This is a genomic window from Rhodothalassium salexigens DSM 2132 (assembly GCF_004341375.1).
GTDB lineage: Bacteria > Pseudomonadota > Alphaproteobacteria > Sphingomonadales > Rhodothalassiaceae > Rhodothalassium > Rhodothalassium salexigens.
The window spans coordinates 131009-148510 of the sequence record NZ_SLXO01000007.1 but is presented as its reverse complement, the minus strand read 5'-3'; the positions used below and the strand labels follow the sequence as shown (position 1 = coordinate 148510).

Genomic DNA, 17502 nt, shown 5'->3' with positions numbered 1-17502 from the left:
CTCCTTCAGAACCGGGCGACGCCGAAGCTGTTGGGCTGCAAGGTGCGCGCCCGCGCCTCGGCCACGGTGGCGAGGGCGAAGCCGAGCACCCGGCGGGTGTCGCGCGGGTCGATGACGCCGTGGTCGAGCACCCGGCCCGAGGTGGTGAACGCGTCCGACTGGTCGTCGAACAGGTCGCGGATGCGGGTTTCCTGGGCGGCGATCATCTCGTCGGGCACCTGTTGGCCGCGCCGTTCGGCGGCCCCGCGCATCACCCGGGCCATGGTGCGCGCCGCCTGTTCGCCGCCCATCACCCCGGTCGCGGCATTGGGCCAGGCGAACAGGAAGTCGGGCTCGTAGGCATAGCCGCACATGCCGTAATTGCCGGCGCCGAAGCTGGCGCCGATATAGAGCGTGATGCGCGGCACCCGCAGGGTCGACACCGCCTGGATCATCTTCGACCCGTGCTTGATCATGCCGCCCTGTTCGGACTCGGTGCCGACGATGTAGCCGGTGGTGTTGTTGAGGAAGATCACCGGCAAATCGGCCTGGTCGCTGAGCTGCAGGAACTGCGCCGCCTTGGTGGCGCCGGCGGGGTCGATGGGGCCGTTATTGCCCAGGATCGCGCAGGCGTGGCCGTGGATGCGCGCGCGCAGGCACACCGTGGCCGGGCCATAGTCGGGCTTGAAGTCGTCCATCTCCGACCCGTCGACGACCCGGGCCACCACCTCGTGCACGTCATAGGGCGTGCGGTGGTCGACCGGCACCACGCCGGCCAGTTCGTCGGTGTCGTAGCGCGGCGGCGGCCCGGGCTCGGGCGCTGAGTAGCCGGCGAGCGCGCGGTTCCAGTCGAGCCCGGCGATCACCCGGCGCGCGCGCACCAGGGCGTCGGCGTCGTCCTCGGCCAGATATTCCACCAGCCCCGACACGGTGGCGTGCATCTCGGCGCCGCCGAGATCGCGGTCGCGGGCTTCTTCGCCGGTGGCCGCCGCCACCAGCGCCGCCCCGGCCAGCGCGGCCATGCCGTTCTTCTTCACGCCGATCACATAGTCGCTCATGCCCGGCATGTAGGCGCCGCCGGCGGTCGACGGCCCGTGCAGCACGGCGAGCGTCGGGATACCGGCGGCGCTGAGCTTGGCCAGGCCATAGAACACGCCGCCGCCGCGCGCCCACAAGGACACCTCATAGTCGGTCAGATTGGCGCCGGCGCTTTCCACCAGATGGACCAGCGGCAGCTTGAGCCGCCGCGCCATGGCCAGTGCCTGTTCCGCGACCGCCAGGCTGCCCTTGGTCATGGCGCCGGCCTTGATGCCGCTGTCGTCGACCCAGATCAGCGCCCGCACGCCGGCCACGAAGCCGATGCCGCAGATCAGATTGCCGCCGGGCACGCTGGTCTTGGGGTTGGGGTCTTCCAGGCGATAATTGGCCAGGCTGTGCAGGCGCAGAAACGGCATGCCGGGGTCGAGCAGCCGGGCCAGCCGGTCGTGCGGCGGCAACTGGCCGCGCTTTTCGAACACCGGCCGGCGCCGTTCCGACAGCTCGACCGCGCGGTGTTCCAGGTCGCGCAGCCGCTCGACCAGCGCCAGCATATCGCGCCGGTTGGCCTCATAGGCATCGCTGCCCGGGCGGATGTGGGACACGAAGGCGGGCATGTTATAGGCTCTCCAACAGCGGGGCGGGCACGCCCACCGGGGTTTGCAGCAGGATCTGGGCATAGCCCTTGCCCTGGGGGTCGTTGCGCAGGCTGGCCACGCCGCCGCCGCCGAGCACCCGGTGGAGCACGATGTTGATGGCCCCGGTGCCGGGCAGGAAATGGCGCTGCACCGGGCCGTCGAGGAAGTGGGCGAAGCGCGCCGCCACCGTCGCCTCGTCAAGCGCCGCCCACAGATAGGGGGCCAGCGCCGGCTGGCGCGGCAGCACGCCGATATTGGCGGCATTGCCCTTGTCGCCGCTGCGCGCCCAGGCGACCCGGTGCAGCGGCACCGCCACCAGCGGCTCGCGCCGGTCGGGCGGCGGTGGCGGCTCGGGCGGCGGGGGGCCATCGGGCGCGGCGCCGGCCGGCGCGTCGGGCCCGGCTGCGGGCGGCGCGGGCAGCGCGACCGGGGCGTCGTCCAGTGCCACCGTGGCCGTCACCTGGTCCTTGGGGATCAGGAACGAGAACAGCCGCACCACCGGCGACGGCTTGGGCCGGCCGCCGCCGGTGAACATGGTCAGCCCCGGCGGTGTCGCCAGGGCGCCGCCGACCAGTTCGCGCAGGAACAGGCCCACCGCGCGCGCGTCGGCGTGGCGCACCGCGACCTTGAGCGCCACCTCGCGCGCGGCGGCGGCGTCCGGGCGGGCGAAGGCGCCATAATGGCTTTCGTCGCCGAAGGTTTCGATCGCCACCTCGTCGAACGGCGCGAAGCCCAGCGTCTGCGCCAGCACGCGCGCGCGCGCCGCCATCGCCTGGCCATAAGCGCGCGCTTTCGCCGCCGCCTGGTCGCCATAGAAGAACAGAACCTGGCCGGCGCGGTAGCCGTCGGCATGGGTGGCCGAGACCTTGTAATGCCCGGGCGCCGGCCGGCCGCGCGCCCCGGCCACCGCCACCCGGTCGGGTCCGGCCTGGGTCAGGGTGACGGATGCGACATCGCAGACCACGTCGGGCAGCGCATAGGCGGTGGGGTCGCCGATCTCGTAGAGCATCTGTTCGCCCACGGTCGCCGGCGAGACCCGGCCGCCGGTGCCCGGCGGCTTGGTGATGGTGACCGCGCCGTCGGCGGCGATCTCGGCGATCGGATAGCCGATGCGCGCGATCCCCGGCACCGGGTCGGTATCGGGCGGCGCGCCGGCGTCGCCGGTGGCGGCCTGGCGCCAGTCGGTGAAATTGCCGCCGGTGGCCTGCGGGCCGCATTCGATCAGGTGGCCGGCCAAGGACCCGGCGGCCAGCCGGTCCCAATCGTCCAGCGCCCAGCCGAACGCCCACAGGCACGGGCCGAGCGTCAAGGCGCTGTCCACGACCCGCCCGGTGACCACGATGTCGGCACCGGCGCCCAAGGCGGCCGCGATCGGCACCGCACCCAGATAGGCGTTGACGCTGGCCACCGTCTCCGGCGCCGGGAACGCCCGGCCGTCGTCCAGGTCGACGATGCCGGCTTGGTGAAAGGCGGCGGCGCGGTCGGCCAGGTCGTCGCCGGCGACCGTGGCGACCTTGAGGGCCACCCCTTGAGCGGCCAACTCCGACCGGATCGCCGCGGCGCAGGCGGCCGGGTTCACGCCGCCCGCATTGACCACCAGCTTGACGCCGCGCTCGGCCAGCCGGCGCGCGAACGGCTTGACCAGCGCCGGCACCACGTCGCGGGCATAGCCCTGGGCCGGGTCGTCGCGGCGCTGGCGGGCCAGGATCGACAGGGTGATCTCGGCCAGATAGTCGAACACCAACACGTCGACCCCGGCGTCGAGCAGCGGTCGCACGCCCACCGCCGATTCGCCCCAAAAGCCGCCGGCACCGCCGACCCGGATCATTGCCTTGCGCACCAAGACGCAATCTCCCCATAAGGCGCGCCGGTCGGTCCGGGATGGCTCCCGCGTCGGCGTCGATTGTTGTAACATTGAAAAAGTATCACTCAGGATTTATGAGTCAATCTCAATGGCCGAGACGGCGGGCACAAGCCGGCGGCCGCACATATGGGGAGAGGCCGCGCCGATGACGCAGCAAGCACGCACGGCGAACGATTTCGTCGCCGACTGGATCGCCCACAATGCGGCGTTCCACCCGGCCAAGATGGCGACCCTGGACCTGGCCAGCGGCCGGCGTCGCAGCTATGCCCAGTTGCACGAGCGGGTGGCCCGGGTCGCCGGTTTCCTGCGCGCCCGGGGCGTCGGCCCCGGCGACCGGGTGGCGGTGCTGGCGATGAACAGCACCGACATGCTGGACATCCAGTTCGCCGCCTGGCGGCTGGGGGCGGCCTATCTGCCGATCAACTTCCGCCTGACCCCGGCCGAGATCGCCTATATCGTCGGCGACGCCGGGCCGGCATTGTTCATCGTCGACACCGCGTTTCCCGAGACCGTGGCGGCGTTCGCCGACAACGCGGCGGTGGGGGCCATGGTGGCGATGGACGGCCTTGGCGGCGACACCGCGTTCGAACGCGGTGTGGCGGCGGCCGAGCCGGTTTGGGCCATGGTCGACCAGCCGCGCGAGACCTTGTGCATGTTGATGTATTCCTCGGGCACCACCGGGCGGCCCAAGGGTGTGACCTTCACCCATGAGATGATGGTCTATGCGGTGATGAACACCGCGCCGGCCATGGGCTCGGGCAACGCCATGGTGGGCTTTTCGGCCATGCCGCTGTTCCATATCGGCGGCTTGATGGCGTTTTCGGTCTCGGCGCTCTATTATGGCGGGTCGACCGTGATCATGCGCCACTTCGACCCGGGCGAGACCCTGCGCGCGATCAGCGACCCGGCCTTGGGTATCACCCACCTCTTGTTCGTGCCGGCCATGTACAATGCGCTGCAGAGCGCGCCCGAACAGCCGGGCGCCGACTTTTCGCGCATCGTCACCGCCCTGGCCGGGGCCGAGACCGTGCCGACCGCCCTGGTCGACTGGTGGATGGCGCGCGGGTTGATGGTCCAGGAGGTCTACGGCATGACCGAGACCTGCGGCGGCATCAGCGTGATCCCGAAATCGGCGCTGCCGGCGCGGGTCGGCTCGGCGGGGCATTTGTTCCCGCATGTGCGCGGCAAGGTGGTGCGCCCCGACGGCGCGCCCGCCGGCGTCGACGAGCCGGGCGAATTGTGGGTCAGCGGCGGCAATGTCACGCCCGCCTATTGGCAGCGCCCGGACGCCAACGCCGACAGCTTTCGCGACGGCTGGCTGCGCACCGGTGATATCGTGCGCATCGACGCCCAAGGCTTTCTCTATATCGAGGACCGGATGAAGGACATGTACATCTCGGGCGGCGAAAACATCTATCCCGCCGAGGTGGAGAATGTGCTCTACACCCATGACGGCATCGCCGAGGTGGCGGTGATCGGCGTGCCCGACAGCCGCTGGGGCGAGACCGGCTGTGCCGTGGTAGTGCCGCGCAACGGCGCCACCCTGACCCGAGACCATCTGGTCGCCCATTGCGAGGGCCGGTTGGCGCACTATAAACATCCCGCCCATGTGCACCTGATGGACGCCCTGCCGCGCAACGCCACCGGCAAGGTGTTGAAGTATCAACTGCGCGAGGAGGTGACGCGCGTGCTGGACCTGCGATGAGCCCCGCTGATGACGACCGCTCGGCCGCCGCGCGCACCAAGCGCCAGCGCCTGGAAGCGCGCGAGGCGGCGATCCTGGCGGCGGCCGAGGAGGAGTTCTCCGCCCACGGTTTCGATGGCGCGCGCATGGCCGAGATCGCCCGGCGCGCCGGCATGGGCGAGGGCACGCTCTATCTCTATTTCCGCACCAAGAACGACCTGTTGTCGGCGGTCACCGGCGCCTTCTGGGGCCGGTTGACGGCGGCGGCCGAGGCGGCGGTGGCGCCGCACCGGGGCGCCTTCGCCCGTCTGCGCGCCCTGGCCTGCTTCCACCTGGAGCGGGTGATGGCCGATTTCACCCTGCTGGAACTGGCGACCCGGCTGCGCCACGCGCCGGGCTATGACCCGCAATGGGAGATCGAGCAGCGCCGCGCCTATGTGGCGGTGTTCGACGGCATCGTCCAGCAGGGCATCGACCGCGGCGAGATCGCCGCCACGGTCAAGCGCTGGATGCTGCGCGACGTGTTCTACGGCACGCTCGAATATTCCGCGCGCACCCTGCTGCTGCACGGTCGCGGCGAGACCGGGCCGGTGGTCGACCATCTGATGGGCCTGCTGGCGGTACACGATCCGCGCACCGGCGGCGCCGAGGTCAGCGACGGCGCGGGCCCCGACCTCGCCCGCATCGCCGAGCGGCTCGACCGCGCGGTCGCCCGGTTGGAACAGCGCGACGCGGCGTCTTAGCGCCGCGGCGTCTAAGCGACCGGCGTCTGGGCGACAGGGCGTCTGAGCAACCGGGGCGGGTCGGCGCGGCCGGTGGGGTCGGTGCCTATTCGGTCACCCACAGGCCGGTGCGGTCGAGGCCGGTATTGCCGTTGCCCGGCTGATAGGCGTGGACGATCAGTTCATAGGTGCCGGCCGCCTCGGGCGTGTAGGGCGCGGCGAAGCGGCTGGGGCTGTTGGCATAGTCGAGCGGCACGCGCGCCACCGGCTTGCCGTCGCGCAACACCGTGGCCACCACCTCGACATCGGCCGCGTCCCACAACCCGTCCGGCGTGATCGGGCAGCCGCACATCATCATGACCTTGGCGTCCAGGCGGATCGGCTCGCCCGCCGGGTGGCTGATCGCCGGCGCCGGGCTCATCAGGTTCACCACCAGACCGGGCATTTCGACCACCCAACCGCCGCCGCCGGTCAGGTGCCGGCCGGGCACGATCCATTGCGTGGCGGTGACCGTGGTGCGCGCCTGGGGCTGGGCCACCGGGCCGGTCGCCACCAGGCGCACCCGGCGCGGCGCGTCCAGTTCCAGCGTCGCGGTGAAGTGGGCGGCGTCCGGCGTGGCGCGGCTTTGGGCGTGGGTCAGGCCCCGGGACATGATCCGGTCGGTGTCGCCGGTGGTGCCGGCGGTGCGGCCTTGGGCCAGGATCTGGCCGCTGTCGGCGTCTTCCAGTCGAACCGCCACGCCGCCCATGCCCGAGCCGATAAACTTCGCGCCTTTGGCAATCACCCGCACGGTCACCTCGGTGGGCTCGGCCGAAGCGGCCGGCGTCGCCAAGCCCGCGACAAGCCAAGCCATGCCCGCCAAAACACCGTAAGTCCAGGCATTGAAGGCGACGCGGCGGGGGCGCTGGTGGGGGAGGCGGTGCTCGGTCATCGGGCAATTCCGTCGGTTCGAAGGGGGTTTCAGTGGCTTTCGATTATGCTAAGTGATAATCTCGATAACGTAACAATGTAACGGATGGTGGCGCCGGGCCCCAGAGCGGTTCGGCCGCCCGGAACAGGCCACCAAGGTTTCACGGATACGAGGCAAAGGCGGTCATGGACGACGCGTGCAGCGGATATGGTGGCGGGCCAGTGGGGCGGATGCGCGCCGGCCCGTCGGCAGTATCGGAACCCGGCGGGCCCGGTTTCGGGCCGCGGATCGACGAACCGGCGCCACCGTTTACGGCGCGAACCACGCAGGGCGTCCGGGCGCTGAGCGATTATCGCGGTCGCTGGCTGATGCTGTTCGCCCATCCCGCCGATTTCACCCCGGTGTGTACGTCGGAATTCGTTGCCTTCGCGCGCGCGGCAGACGCCTTCGAGGCGCGCGACTGCGCCTTGCTCGGCCTGTCGGTGGACAGCGTTTACGCCCATCTGGCGTGGATCCGTTCGGTGCGCGAGTCGTTCGGGGTCGATATACAGTTTCCGATAATGGAAGATATCTCCATGACCGTGGCCGAGGCCTACGGGATGATCCACCCGGGCGCCAGTTCGACGGCCGCGGTGCGGTCGGTGTTCTTCATCGACCCCGAGGGCGTGCTGCGGGTGATGCTGCACTATCCCATGGCCGTCGGGCGGTCGGTGGTCGAACTGCTGCGGGTGCTCGACGCGCTTCAGGCCACTCGGGCCGGCGACGTGGCCGCGCCCGAGGGGTGGCAGACCGGCCAACCCCTGGTCAAGGCGCCGCCCCAGACCGCCGACGAGATGATTGCACGCGACCGGGCGGCGGCTGAAAGCCGCGCGCCGGTGACGTGGTACTTCACCCAGGAGGACGAGGCATGAACGATCTGGCGACGGTGGACCCGCTTGGAAGCGACGAACCGGCGGAGATTGCGCCGCGCGTCGACCGTACCGGCGACGGTGCCGACCTGTGTCGGGCGCTCGGCCACCCGGCCCGGCTGGCCATCGTCGCTGCATTGACCGCAGGCGAGCGCGGGGTCAGCGAGTTGGAGGCCGTCACCGGCATCCGCCAACCGGGCCTGAGCCGCGAACTGGGCAAACTGCGCGACGCGGGGCTGGTGGTCGCCCGGCGCCAGTCGAAGGCGGTGTTCTACTCGCTGATCGACGACCGCGCCGAGCGGGTGGTTGCCGCGCTGTGGCCCGGCATGGCGTGCTGTGCCACCGCCGATCCGCGCTCGGCCTCGAAAGACCGGGCGCGCGGACCGGCGGGTCGGACCGGGCGGGAAGCCGCAGCCGCTGGCGCCAGTGTCTTCGCCCGCGCCGGCTGGTCGACCGACGGCAGTCGGTGAGCGAAGCGCCGATCCGCGCCGCTCGGCTGAACGCGGCGGTCGGTTGACATTTGGCCAAAAACCGGTCCTCATACCGCCCGGCGAGCCTGCGCGGTCTTGGGCGTGACCAACGCCGTGCCGCCGGTGGGTTCGGGCGCCGAAACCGCGGCTCCAGACAACAAATGGCGCAGACGAGACGCGCTGCAGACCGAAGACGCGGCGGACCGAGGGCCGCGGTCGGGCCAAAAAAAAGGCCGTGCGCGAGGCACGGCCCAAGTTCAGGGAGGAAACGCCCACGGGGGGCAGTGAGCCGGGAAGCTCACTATCCGCTAAGTGGGGTCGGCGCCGCCTGACGTCAAGCGACTTCGCGACAAACCGTGCCGATCCGCCGACCGGCGGGATGGACGCCCGGTCCGACCTTAGGGCGGTTTGGGGGGCAGTCCCCCGGACGGCTCGCGCGCACCCCGGGTGGCCTGAGTGCGGCTCGGTGTCGCTGCCGCGCGAGACACAAAAACGTCATCTCAAAGCCCTACAAAGCCCCGTATAAGCGGTGGCGCAAGCGGCCGGCATGGCTTCGCCCCGCCGGCTTGGCCTGAGCGATCACGATCGGCTGCCATGCTGCCGACCGGCCGGTCGGCGGACGGGCCGGTCGAGAGAGGGCCGGGGCGGCGCGACACGATCGGCTCGGCCGATGCGAATGTCTCTCGCCTGTGGCGCGAGGAGCGGTTAGGATAGGGCACATGTCTGAAAGCCAAGATCGCACCGTGGCGGTCCCGTGGGACGACGACGAGGATCCGGTCGCGGCCGCGCGGCAAGCCGCTGCCGGCCGCAAGCGGCGCCGTCCGCCGCGTGGTCCCAAGCGCCGCTATCGCTCAATCTTCATCTCCGACGTGCATCTGGGCACCAAGGGCTGTCGGGCGGATTATCTGCTCGATTTCATGCGCCATGCCGAGTCGGATTATCTCTATCTGGTCGGCGACATCGTCGACGGCTGGAAGCTCAAGAAGTCCTGGTATTGGGCGCCGGATCATAATGACGTGGTGCGCAAGGTGCTCAAGCGCGCGTCGCAGGGCACCCAGGTGATCTATATCCCCGGCAATCATGACGAGATGCTGCGCGATTATGTGGACCACGACCTGGCGGGCGTGAAGATCCTGCAAGATACCATCCACGAGACCGCCGACGGCCGCCGCTATTGGGTGCTCCATGGCGACGAATTCGACGGTGTGGTCATGCATGCCAAGTGGCTGGCGTTCGTGGGCGATCATGCCTATCGCGTGCTGATCGGCATGAATACCTGGGTCAATTATGTGCGCCGCAAGCTCGGCTATTCCTATTGGTCCTTGTCCGCCTATCTCAAGCACAAGACCAAGAAGGCGGTTGAGTTCATGTCCAATTTCGAGGAATCGGTGGCGTCGGAGGCGGTCAAGCGGTCGGTGGACGGGGTGATCTGCGGCCACATCCACCATGCCGAGCGGCGCCAGATCCAGGGCATCGATTACATCAATGACGGCGACTGGGTGGAAAGCTGCACCGTGCTGGTGGAGCATGACGACGGGCGCATGGAAATCCTGTTCTGGGCCGACGATATCGCCCGGCGCGAGGCGGCGGCGCGCTCCGGGGACACGGCCGAAGCGCTGGAGGCGGCGGAATGAAGATCGCGTTGGTGTCCGATGCCTGGTATCCCCAGGTCAACGGGGTGGTGCGCACGCTCCAGGCGGTGCGCCAGGAACTGCGCCGCAAGGGCCATCGGGTCTATATGATCACGCCGGACCGGTTCATGACCGTGCCGTGCCCCACCTATCCCGAAATCCGGCTGGCCATCGGCGGCCAGACCAAGGTGGCGCACATGCTCGACCGGCTCGGGCCCGACGCGGTGCATGTGGCCACCGAAGGCCCGCTCGGCTATGCCGCCCGGCGCTGGTGCGTGCGGCGCCGGTTTCCGTTCACCACCGCCTATCACACCAATTTCCCCGAATATATCGAGTTGCGCACCGGCATCCCCGAGGATTGGCTGTTCGAGGTGGTGCGCCGCTTCCACGCGCCGGCTGCGGGCGTGCTGGTCGCCACGCCGACCCTGCAAAGCCAACTCGCCCGGCGCGGCTTTCGCAATCTGCGCCTGTGGACCCGCGGCGTCGATGTGAGCCGCTTCCGCCCCGATCTGCGCACCGATCTGGGCTATCCCGGGCCGGTGATGCTTTATGTGGGCCGGGTGGCGGTGGAGAAGAATCTCGAAGCGTTCCTTGAGGTCGACCGGCCGGGCACCAAGCTGGTGGTCGGCGACGGCCCGGCCATGACCGACCTTCAGCGCCGCTATCCCGAGGTGCGCTTCCTTGGCGTGCGCCAGGGCGAGGATTTGGCGCGGATCTATGCTTCGTCCGATGTGTTCGTGTTTCCCAGCAAGACCGATACCTTCGGTCTGGTGATGCTGGAGGCGCTGGCCAGCGGCATTCCGGTCGCCGCCTACCGGGTGCCCGGGCCGCTCGATGTGGTCGGGCCGGGCGGCTTCGGCACCGAGGCGGTGCGCGCCGATGGGCCGGTCGGCGTGCTCGACGACGATCTGGGCGCGGCGATCGACGGCGCGCTGGCGCTTGACCGGCGCGCCTGCCGGCCCTATGCCGAGGGGTATTCCTGGTCGAATTGCGCGGACCTGTTCCTTCGGCATCTGGCGCTGACGGGGCGGTCGGGCTCGGTATCCGTGGCTGCATGAGCTTTCTCAATTGTTGTTGGATCGCGGGGGCGTCCCGTTGACGTCCGCGCTGCTGTCTCTGTTGGGCGGGCCGGGGCTGGTGCTCGGCGTGTGGACCGCCGCGGTCGCTGCCCTGGGGCTGACGCTGACCGCACCGCGGCCGATCAACCCCAATCAAGGGCTGGTCATGGGGCTGGTGCTCGCCGGCGCCACCTTGCTGGTGCGCGAACCGGTGTTTCCGCCCTGGCCGCCGGTGGGCGCCATGGGGCGGCTGCCCTATGTGGTCGTGGTGACCGCGCTGATCGCGTTCGTGGCCGTGCATTTGCGCGCCGAGCGGCTGGCGATCCCGTTCGCACTGCTGGCGCCGCCGGTGCTCGGCGTCGGCGTGGTGGCGTTGCCGGAGGCGGCGCAGACCCTGGCGTTGGTGCAGGGGGGCGGGTTCGTTCTGTTGACGCTGGTCCTGGCGCAGCGACTGCTGGCCGATCGCGGCGCCGACGGCGCGCTGCCGCTTGGGCTGGTGGCCACGTCGGCGGGGCTGGTGGCGCTCGCCGGGCTCTATCCCAGCGTGCTGTCGGTTCACGCCGCCGGCGTGCTCGCGACCACGCTGGCCATCTGGGTCGGTGCCGGATTGCGCGGCGAGCGCTTCGGAATTGCGCCGGCGATCGTCGGCCAGGTGGCGGTGGCCGGCATTGGGGCGACGCTGGCCATCTCGGCCCCGGCGCTCGCCGCCCCGATCGCGTTGGTGTTGATGATGCCGCTCGCGCGCTGGCCGGCCAGTCTGTTGGTCAAAGGCGCGCGCCCGCGCGCGGCGGTGCAGAGTGTGTTGATGGTCGGGCTTGGCGTGCTCGCGGTGCATTTGGCGCGCACGCTGCCCTGACCGGCTCTCTGCCCTAACCCCGGTGTGCGGACCCGGACCGGCCGGGTCTCCTTCACAATCGGCCCGGATCGGCCGCGCCGGACGCCTGCCCTGGCGGCGGCACCGGCCGACCGTGCGGCCGGTGCGCTGATTACCCCATGGTCACCACCACCTTGCCGGTGGCGCGGCGCTCGGCCAGGTCGGCGAGCGCCCGGCCCGCGTCGGCCAGCGGGTAGGTGGCCGAGACGTGCGGGCGGATCTCGCCGGCCGCATACCAACCCATCAGCGTTTGCAACGACCGCACCAGCACCTCGGGGCGCTTGTCGGCATAAAGCCCCCAGTGCAGGCCCACCGCCGAGACGTTCTTGACCAGCAGGATATTGGCCGGGATCTGCGGGATCGTCCCCGAGGCGAAGCCGACGACGACGATCCGGCCCTCGAAGGCGATGGCGCGCAGGCTGGCGTCGAACGCCGCCCCGCCGACCGGGTCGTAGATCACGTCGGCGCCGCGGCCGTCGGTGGCGTCCTTGATCGCCTGGCGCACGTCTTCGCTGGCATAGTCGATGGTCAGGTCGGCGCCCTTGGCGCGCGCGGCGTCGAGCTTGGCTTGCGAGCCCGCGGTCGCGATCACCCGGGCGCCCAGGCGCTTGCCGATCTCCACCGCGGTCAGGCCGACGCCGCCGCCCGCGCCATGGACCACCAGCGTCTCGCCGGCGCGAAGCCCGGCGCGGTGGTCGAGGCCGATATGGCTGGTCCCATAGGCAACCGGGAAGGCGGCGGCCTCCACCAGATCCATGGTCTCGGGCAGGGGCAGGGCGAGCCGGGCGTCGAGCACCGCCTGTTCGGCCAGCCCGCCATGGCCGACGATGGCGGCGACCGGCTGGCCTTCGCGCAACTGGGTGACCCCGGCGCCGAGCGCGTCGACCCGGCCGGCGATCTCGATGCCGGGGGCGAACGGCGGTTCGGGGCGCACCTGATACTGGCCCTTGACCATCAGCGTGTCGGCGAAATTGACCCCGCAGGCGGCGATCCGCACGCGCACCTGACCCGGGCCGGGCTCGGGCGTCGCCACCTCGGCCAGGCGCAGCGCATCGAGCCCGGTGGGCTCGTCCACGGCCATCCATTTCATCGCAGTCCTCCCTGTCCCATTCTCGCCGGTCAGGCTAGCAAGCGCGCCGAGCGGGCGTCCAGGGCGACAAATGTTCTTTCTTTGTTCTTTTCGGCCTGCTAGCATCGACGCTGACTCGAACGGAGCGCGGGACGCATGCTCGACGGGACCAGCCAGATCAAGCCGCAACAGCGCCGCGGCCGGGGCGCGCATAGCAACGCGGCCGGGCGTTACGAGCGCCACACGCGCCAGGGCCTCGACGACGGCTGGGGCACCCTCGACGCCGAGGGCGAGGCCCTGCGCACCCATGTGACGGTGGACGCCGCGCGCCGGGTGATCACCCGCAACAACTCGCCCGACATTCCGTTCGACCGCTCGGTCAACCCCTATCGCGGTTGCGAACATGGCTGCGTCTACTGCTACGCCCGGCCGAGCCACGCCCATCTGGGCCTGTCGCCGGGTCTGGACTTTGAAACCCGGCTGTTCGCCAAGGCGGACGCTGCGGCGCGGTTGCGCGCCGAACTGGCGCGGCCGGGCTATGTCTGCGCGCCGATCGCCTTCGGCACCAACACCGACCCCTATCAGCCGATCGAGCGCGACTGGCGGGTCATGCGCGGCTGTCTGGAGGTGCTGGCCGAGGCGCGCCACCCGGTCACCATCACCACCAAAAGCCATCTGGTGACCCGCGATGTGGACCTGCTGGCGGCCATGGCGGCCGATGGACTGGCCAAGGTGGCGATCTCGATCACCACGCTCGACCACCGTCTGGCGCGCGGTCTGGAACCCCGGGCGTCGACGCCCGGTCGGCGCCTCGCCGCCATCGAGACCCTGGCCGCCGCCGGCGTGCCGGTGGGGGTGATGGTGGCGCCGGTGATCCCGGCGCTCACCGACCACGAGGTCGAAGCGATCCTGGCGGCGGGCGCCCGGGCCGGCGCGGTCGAGGCGGGGTGGATTTTGTTGCGCCTGCCGGGCGAGGTGGCCGGGCTGTTCCGCGATTGGCTGGCCGAAGACATGCCCGACCGCGCGCGTCGGGTGCTCAACCGCCTGCGCGAGGCGCGCGGCGGGCGCGACAACGACCCGCGCTTCGGCCACCGGTTCCGGGGCGAGGGCCCGGCTTATGAGTTGTTGGCCCAGCGCGCCGACCGGGCGCGGGCGCGCCTCGGCCTCAAGGGGCGCGCCGGGCCGGGCTTGCGCTGCGACCTGTTCCAAAGCCCGCGCGCCGCCAGCGACCAGTTGGACCTGTTCGGCTAAGCCGCCCGGCGCCACCGCCGATGGCGGTCAGCACGGGGCCGGGCGGTCAGACGGAGCGGCGGGTGTCTGGCGAGCCGGTGGCCGCCTCCGCGTGCCGGGCGTCCGGGGGCGCGTCGGGGCCGGCATTGTCGCCGCCGGGCTCGTTTGCGGGCGCGTCCAGATGGCCCTGGCGTGCCAGGCTGTGGGCCGCACCCGGCGTCAGGCCGCTGCGCAGACCGGCGTAGAACAGCGCCGCCGACAGGCCCGCCACGCCGAGCGTTGCGGGGGCGGCGAGCGTCAGCGCGGTCTTGTCCCACAGCGCGCCCGCCGCCCAGGCCGCTGCGGTGGCCCCGGCGGCCACCAGTGCCCAGCGCACCGACCGGGACAGCCGGACCCGGCGGGCGCTATGGTCGTGGGCGGGGCGGTCCTCTGGGCGGTCCCCTGGGCAGTCGGGGGGGCGGTGGTCGGCGGGCGGGCGGAACGCATAGACGCCCAACAGCACCAGCGAATAAAGCGGCAGTATGTGCATCAGCACCAGATACTTCTTGAAATAGCCGCGCGGGCTGCCGTCGTCGCCGAGCACGGTCAGCAGCACCAGCAGGAACACCGGCACCGACACCGCGAACAACACCGCCGCCCGGTGCCCGGCGTCGCGCTTGACCCGATGGTCTTCCAGCGCCGGGCGCAGCCGCCGTTGCCGGCGCCGGTCGACGAACACGCGCCAGCGCGGCGACGACACGTCGCCGCTCCACAGGGAATAGGCGTCGGGCGGCAGGACCAGGCCCAGCGCCAGCACCACGCCGCTGGCCATCCCCGCCGCGCCGTCGGTCCGGCCGAGCAGCACCAGCGCGATCGCCTGCAGCGCCAGCGCATAGCCCGCCACCGGCGCCAGGGTCAGCAGCCGCACGCCCAGGGCCAGCCGCCATGGCAGCGCCGGGGCCTTGGGCGAGGCCGGCGGCAAGGGCGGCAGGCGAAAGATCTCCGCCATCGAGCGGATCTGCCGCCCGTCGTCGCCTTGGGGCTCGGCGGCCGATCGGGTCGCCGGGGCCGGCGCTGCCGCCCGGTTGCCGCCGGTTTGGGGCGGTGCCGTCTGGGGCGCACCTGTGTTCGGGGTTGGCGGCGATGGGGCACCGGATGGGCCGGCGTCCGGCGGCGGGGCGGTTCGGGGGTCGGCCATGGTGCTCCTCGCTGTTCAAGCGCCCGAACCGCGGCGCCTTGCGGGCCGGTCGCCGGGGGACACTGCTTGCTGGTCCTTGATACGGCGCCGCGCGGCGATCCGATTGCCCCGTCGCGCTGTGCCCCGTCGCGCTGTGCCCCGTCGCGCGATGCCAGGTCGCCCGATGCCAAGTCATGCTGGACCAGGCCGCCCCGGCGTCGGGCCGAGCCCGCTTTCGCCGCCCGGTGGGTGCGCAAGGGCTTGACCCGGCGGCCTCGTTGGCGCTGTTAGGCGCCATGGCAGACGATCTGTTTTCCGCCGACGGGGCCGCCCGGCCCCGGACAGGCAAAGAACCCCCCGATTTCCGCGCCGAGGCCGCCTTGGCGGCGCGTGTGGGCGGTGGGCTGGTGGCCGGCGTGGACGAGGCCGGGCGCGGCCCGCTTGCCGGTCCGGTGGTCGCCGCTGCGGTGGTGTTCGCCGAGCCTGCCGACGCGCCGCCGGGCATTACCGACAGCAAGAAGCTCACCAAGCCGCGCCGCGAGGCCCTGGCCGAAGCGATCAAGGCCCGCGCGGCGGCCTGGGCGGTCGCGGAAGCCGGCGTCGACGAGATCGACCGGATCAACATCCTGGCCGCCGCCATGGCCGCCATGGCCCGCGCGGTCAAGGCTCTCGACCCGGCGCCGGCGGGCTGTCTGATCGACGGCAACCGGGTGCCCGAGGGGCTGGTTTGTCCCGCCGAGGCGCTGGTCAAGGGCGACGCGCGCTCGGTCTCGGTGGCGGCGGCGAGCATTTTGGCCAAGGTGGAGCGCGACCGGATCATGGCCGCGCTCGACGCCGCCGAGCCCGCCTATGGCTGGGCGCGCAACGCAGGATATGGGGTGCCGGCGCATCTGGAGGCGCTACGGCTTGTGGGGCCGTCGGTCCACCACCGGCGCAGCTTCCGCCCGGTGGCCGACGTCATCGCGGCCAAACTGTCCACAAGCAATTGACTCCTGTGGAAAAATTTATTGACCCGAGTCGCCGTGTGACTCATGATTCGCGCTTTGCGAGCGCTCGTCTCCAAGGGCTGGGCCGGGGACGGTCGGGCGTTCGATGGGTAGCAGCGCCAGTGGGGGCGGGTCATGACGAGTGGCGACAATCAGCCGGCGGCGGTTCAAACCGATTTGCCGCTGGATACGGTGATCGAGGACGACTGCATCGCGGCCATGAACCGGCTGCCGGCGGGCTCGGTGGACCTGATCTTCGCCGACCCACCCTATAACCTGCAGTTGAAGGACGCGTTGCACCGGCCGGACAATTCCAAGGTCGACGGGGTCACCGACGCCTGGGACCGGTTCGACGGCTTCGCGCCTTATGACAGCTTCACCCGCGACTGGCTGGCGGCCGCCCGGCGGCTGTTGAAGGACACCGGCACCATTTGGGTGATCGGCAGCTATCACAATATCTTCCGGGTCGGGCGCGAGATCCAGGACCAGGGCTTCTGGATTCTCAACGACATCATCTGGCGCAAGACCAACCCGATGCCGAATTTTCGCGGCACCCGCTTCACCAACGCCCATGAAACCCTGATCTGGGCCGCCAAGTCGGCGGACAAGAGCGGCTATACCTTCAACTATCAGGCGCTCAAGGCGCTCAACGACGACGTTCAGATGCGCTCGGACTGGCACCTGCCGATCTGCACCGGGGCCGAGCGGCTGCGCGACGGCGAGCGCAAGGCCCACGCCACCCAAAAGCCCGAGGCACTGCTCTATCGGGTGCTGGTGGCGGCGACCAATCCGGGCGACGTGGTGCTCGACCCGTTCTTCGGCACCGGCACCACGGGTGCGATGGCGCGCTTGCTTGGCCGGCGGTTCGTGGGCATCGAGCGCGAGCCGCGCTATGTGGGCATCGCGCGCGAGCGGATCGCCAAGGTGGAGCCCCTGGGCGCCGACGAACGCGCGGTCACCAAGTCCAAGCGCAAGGAACCGCGGGTGCCGTTCGGCGTGCTGGTGGAGCGCGGCATGATCAAGCCGGGACAGACGTTGGTGGACGGCAAGCAGCGCCACGCCGCCCGGGTGCGCGCCGACGGCACGCTGATCTCGGGCGATGTGATCGGCTCGATCCACAAGGTGGGCGCCGAGGTCCAGGGCGCGCCCACCTGCAATGGCTGGTCGTTCTGGTGCTTCGAGGCCAAGGGCGACCTGGTGCCCATCGACATGCTGCGTCAGAAGGTGCGCGCCGAGATGGCCGGCGCGGTCGGCTGATCCGGCGTGGCCATGACACCGCGCCCAGGCC

15 protein-coding genes are annotated in these 17502 nt (G+C 70.9%); 10 read left to right on the top strand and 5 right to left on the bottom strand.

All coding sequences use genetic code 11. The annotated features are described in order from the left end of the window. Positions 1 to 5 precede the first annotated feature (5 nt). Together EV659_RS10285 and EV659_RS10280 are read right to left on the bottom strand one after the other, a co-directional pair. Positions 6 to 1631: an acyl-CoA carboxylase subunit beta gene (locus EV659_RS10285; RefSeq protein ID WP_132708794.1), complete on the bottom strand. Its 1626-nt coding sequence runs from the start codon at positions 1629 to 1631 to the stop codon at positions 6 to 8. Between the two features lies 1 nt (position 1632). Continuing rightward, a complete protein-coding gene (locus EV659_RS10280; protein WP_243641590.1) occupies positions 1633 to 3492 on the bottom strand; it encodes an acyclic terpene utilization AtuA family protein in 1860 nt (619 codons plus the stop codon). Between the two features lie 169 nt (positions 3493 to 3661). Here EV659_RS10280 and EV659_RS10275 point away from each other — a divergent pair, with 169 nt between their 5' ends. Both EV659_RS10275 and EV659_RS15140 read left to right on the top strand, forming a co-directional pair. Further along, positions 3662 to 5221, top strand: coding sequence for an acyl-CoA synthetase (locus EV659_RS10275; RefSeq protein WP_165878834.1), 1560 nt, complete (start codon positions 3662 to 3664; stop codon positions 5219 to 5221). Continuing rightward, a complete protein-coding gene (locus EV659_RS15140) occupies positions 5218 to 5943 on the top strand; it encodes a TetR/AcrR family transcriptional regulator (protein ID WP_132708792.1) in 726 nt (241 codons plus the stop codon). The genes EV659_RS10275 and EV659_RS15140 overlap by 4 nt, the downstream gene beginning before the upstream one ends. An 85-nt stretch (positions 5944 to 6028) precedes the next feature. Here the strand turns inward: EV659_RS15140 and EV659_RS10265 are convergent, their stop codons facing one another. Beyond that, positions 6029 to 6775 (bottom strand): hypothetical protein, encoded by a 747-nt coding sequence (locus tag EV659_RS10265; RefSeq protein ID WP_132708791.1) that lies wholly within the window; start codon positions 6773 to 6775, stop codon positions 6029 to 6031. A 287-nt stretch (positions 6776 to 7062) separates the two neighbouring features. Between EV659_RS10265 and EV659_RS10260 the strand changes: the two genes are divergently transcribed. The 5 genes from EV659_RS10260 (at position 7063) to EV659_RS10240 (ending at position 11755) form a co-directional block, all read left to right on the top strand. Then, the gene (locus tag EV659_RS10260) at positions 7063 to 7743 is read left to right on the top strand and encodes a peroxiredoxin (RefSeq protein ID WP_184409813.1); all 681 of its coding nucleotides are present in this window, start codon (positions 7063 to 7065) and stop codon (positions 7741 to 7743) included. After that, complete coding sequence (locus EV659_RS10255) at positions 7740 to 8210, top strand: ArsR/SmtB family transcription factor (protein WP_132708789.1); 471 nt, start codon at positions 7740 to 7742, stop codon at positions 8208 to 8210. The genes EV659_RS10260 and EV659_RS10255 overlap by 4 nt, the downstream gene beginning before the upstream one ends. Positions 8211 to 8929: 719 nt before the next feature. Beyond that, positions 8930 to 9844: a UDP-2,3-diacylglucosamine diphosphatase gene (locus EV659_RS10250; protein ID WP_132708788.1), complete on the top strand. Its 915-nt coding sequence runs from the start codon at positions 8930 to 8932 to the stop codon at positions 9842 to 9844. Next, positions 9841 to 10899 (top strand): glycosyltransferase family 4 protein, encoded by a 1059-nt coding sequence (locus EV659_RS10245; protein WP_132708787.1) that lies wholly within the window; start codon positions 9841 to 9843, stop codon positions 10897 to 10899. Before EV659_RS10250 ends, EV659_RS10245 begins: the two co-directional genes overlap by 4 nt. A 37-nt stretch (positions 10900 to 10936) precedes the next feature. Further along, positions 10937 to 11755, top strand: a complete 819-nt coding sequence (locus EV659_RS10240; RefSeq protein ID WP_132708786.1) for a hypothetical protein — start codon at positions 10937 to 10939, stop codon at positions 11753 to 11755. Positions 11756 to 11885: 130 nt separating this feature from the next. On the opposite strand, the gene EV659_RS10235 is transcribed toward EV659_RS10240, so the two are convergent. Then, a complete protein-coding gene (locus EV659_RS10235; RefSeq protein WP_132708785.1) occupies positions 11886 to 12863 on the bottom strand; it encodes an NADPH:quinone oxidoreductase family protein in 978 nt (325 codons plus the stop codon). 135 nt (positions 12864 to 12998) lie between these two features. Between EV659_RS10235 and EV659_RS10230 the strand changes: the two genes are divergently transcribed. Further along, positions 12999 to 14093: a PA0069 family radical SAM protein gene (locus tag EV659_RS10230; protein WP_132708784.1), complete on the top strand. Its 1095-nt coding sequence runs from the start codon at positions 12999 to 13001 to the stop codon at positions 14091 to 14093. Between the two features lie 46 nt (positions 14094 to 14139). Here the strand turns inward: EV659_RS10230 and EV659_RS10225 are convergent, their stop codons facing one another. After that, complete coding sequence (locus EV659_RS10225; protein WP_132708783.1) at positions 14140 to 15060, bottom strand: hypothetical protein; 921 nt, start codon at positions 15058 to 15060, stop codon at positions 14140 to 14142. A gap of 464 nt (positions 15061 to 15524) precedes the next feature. On the opposite strand from EV659_RS10225, the gene EV659_RS10220 reads away from it, so the two are divergent. Both EV659_RS10220 and EV659_RS10215 read left to right on the top strand, forming a co-directional pair. After that, positions 15525 to 16217: a ribonuclease HII gene (locus tag EV659_RS10220; RefSeq protein ID WP_132708782.1), complete on the top strand. Its 693-nt coding sequence runs from the start codon at positions 15525 to 15527 to the stop codon at positions 16215 to 16217. A gap of 132 nt (positions 16218 to 16349) precedes the next feature. Then, on the top strand, positions 16350 to 17471 hold the full coding sequence (locus EV659_RS10215) for a site-specific DNA-methyltransferase (protein WP_132708781.1): 1122 nt from the start codon (positions 16350 to 16352) through the stop codon (positions 17469 to 17471). Positions 17472 to 17502: the final 31 nt, after the last annotated feature.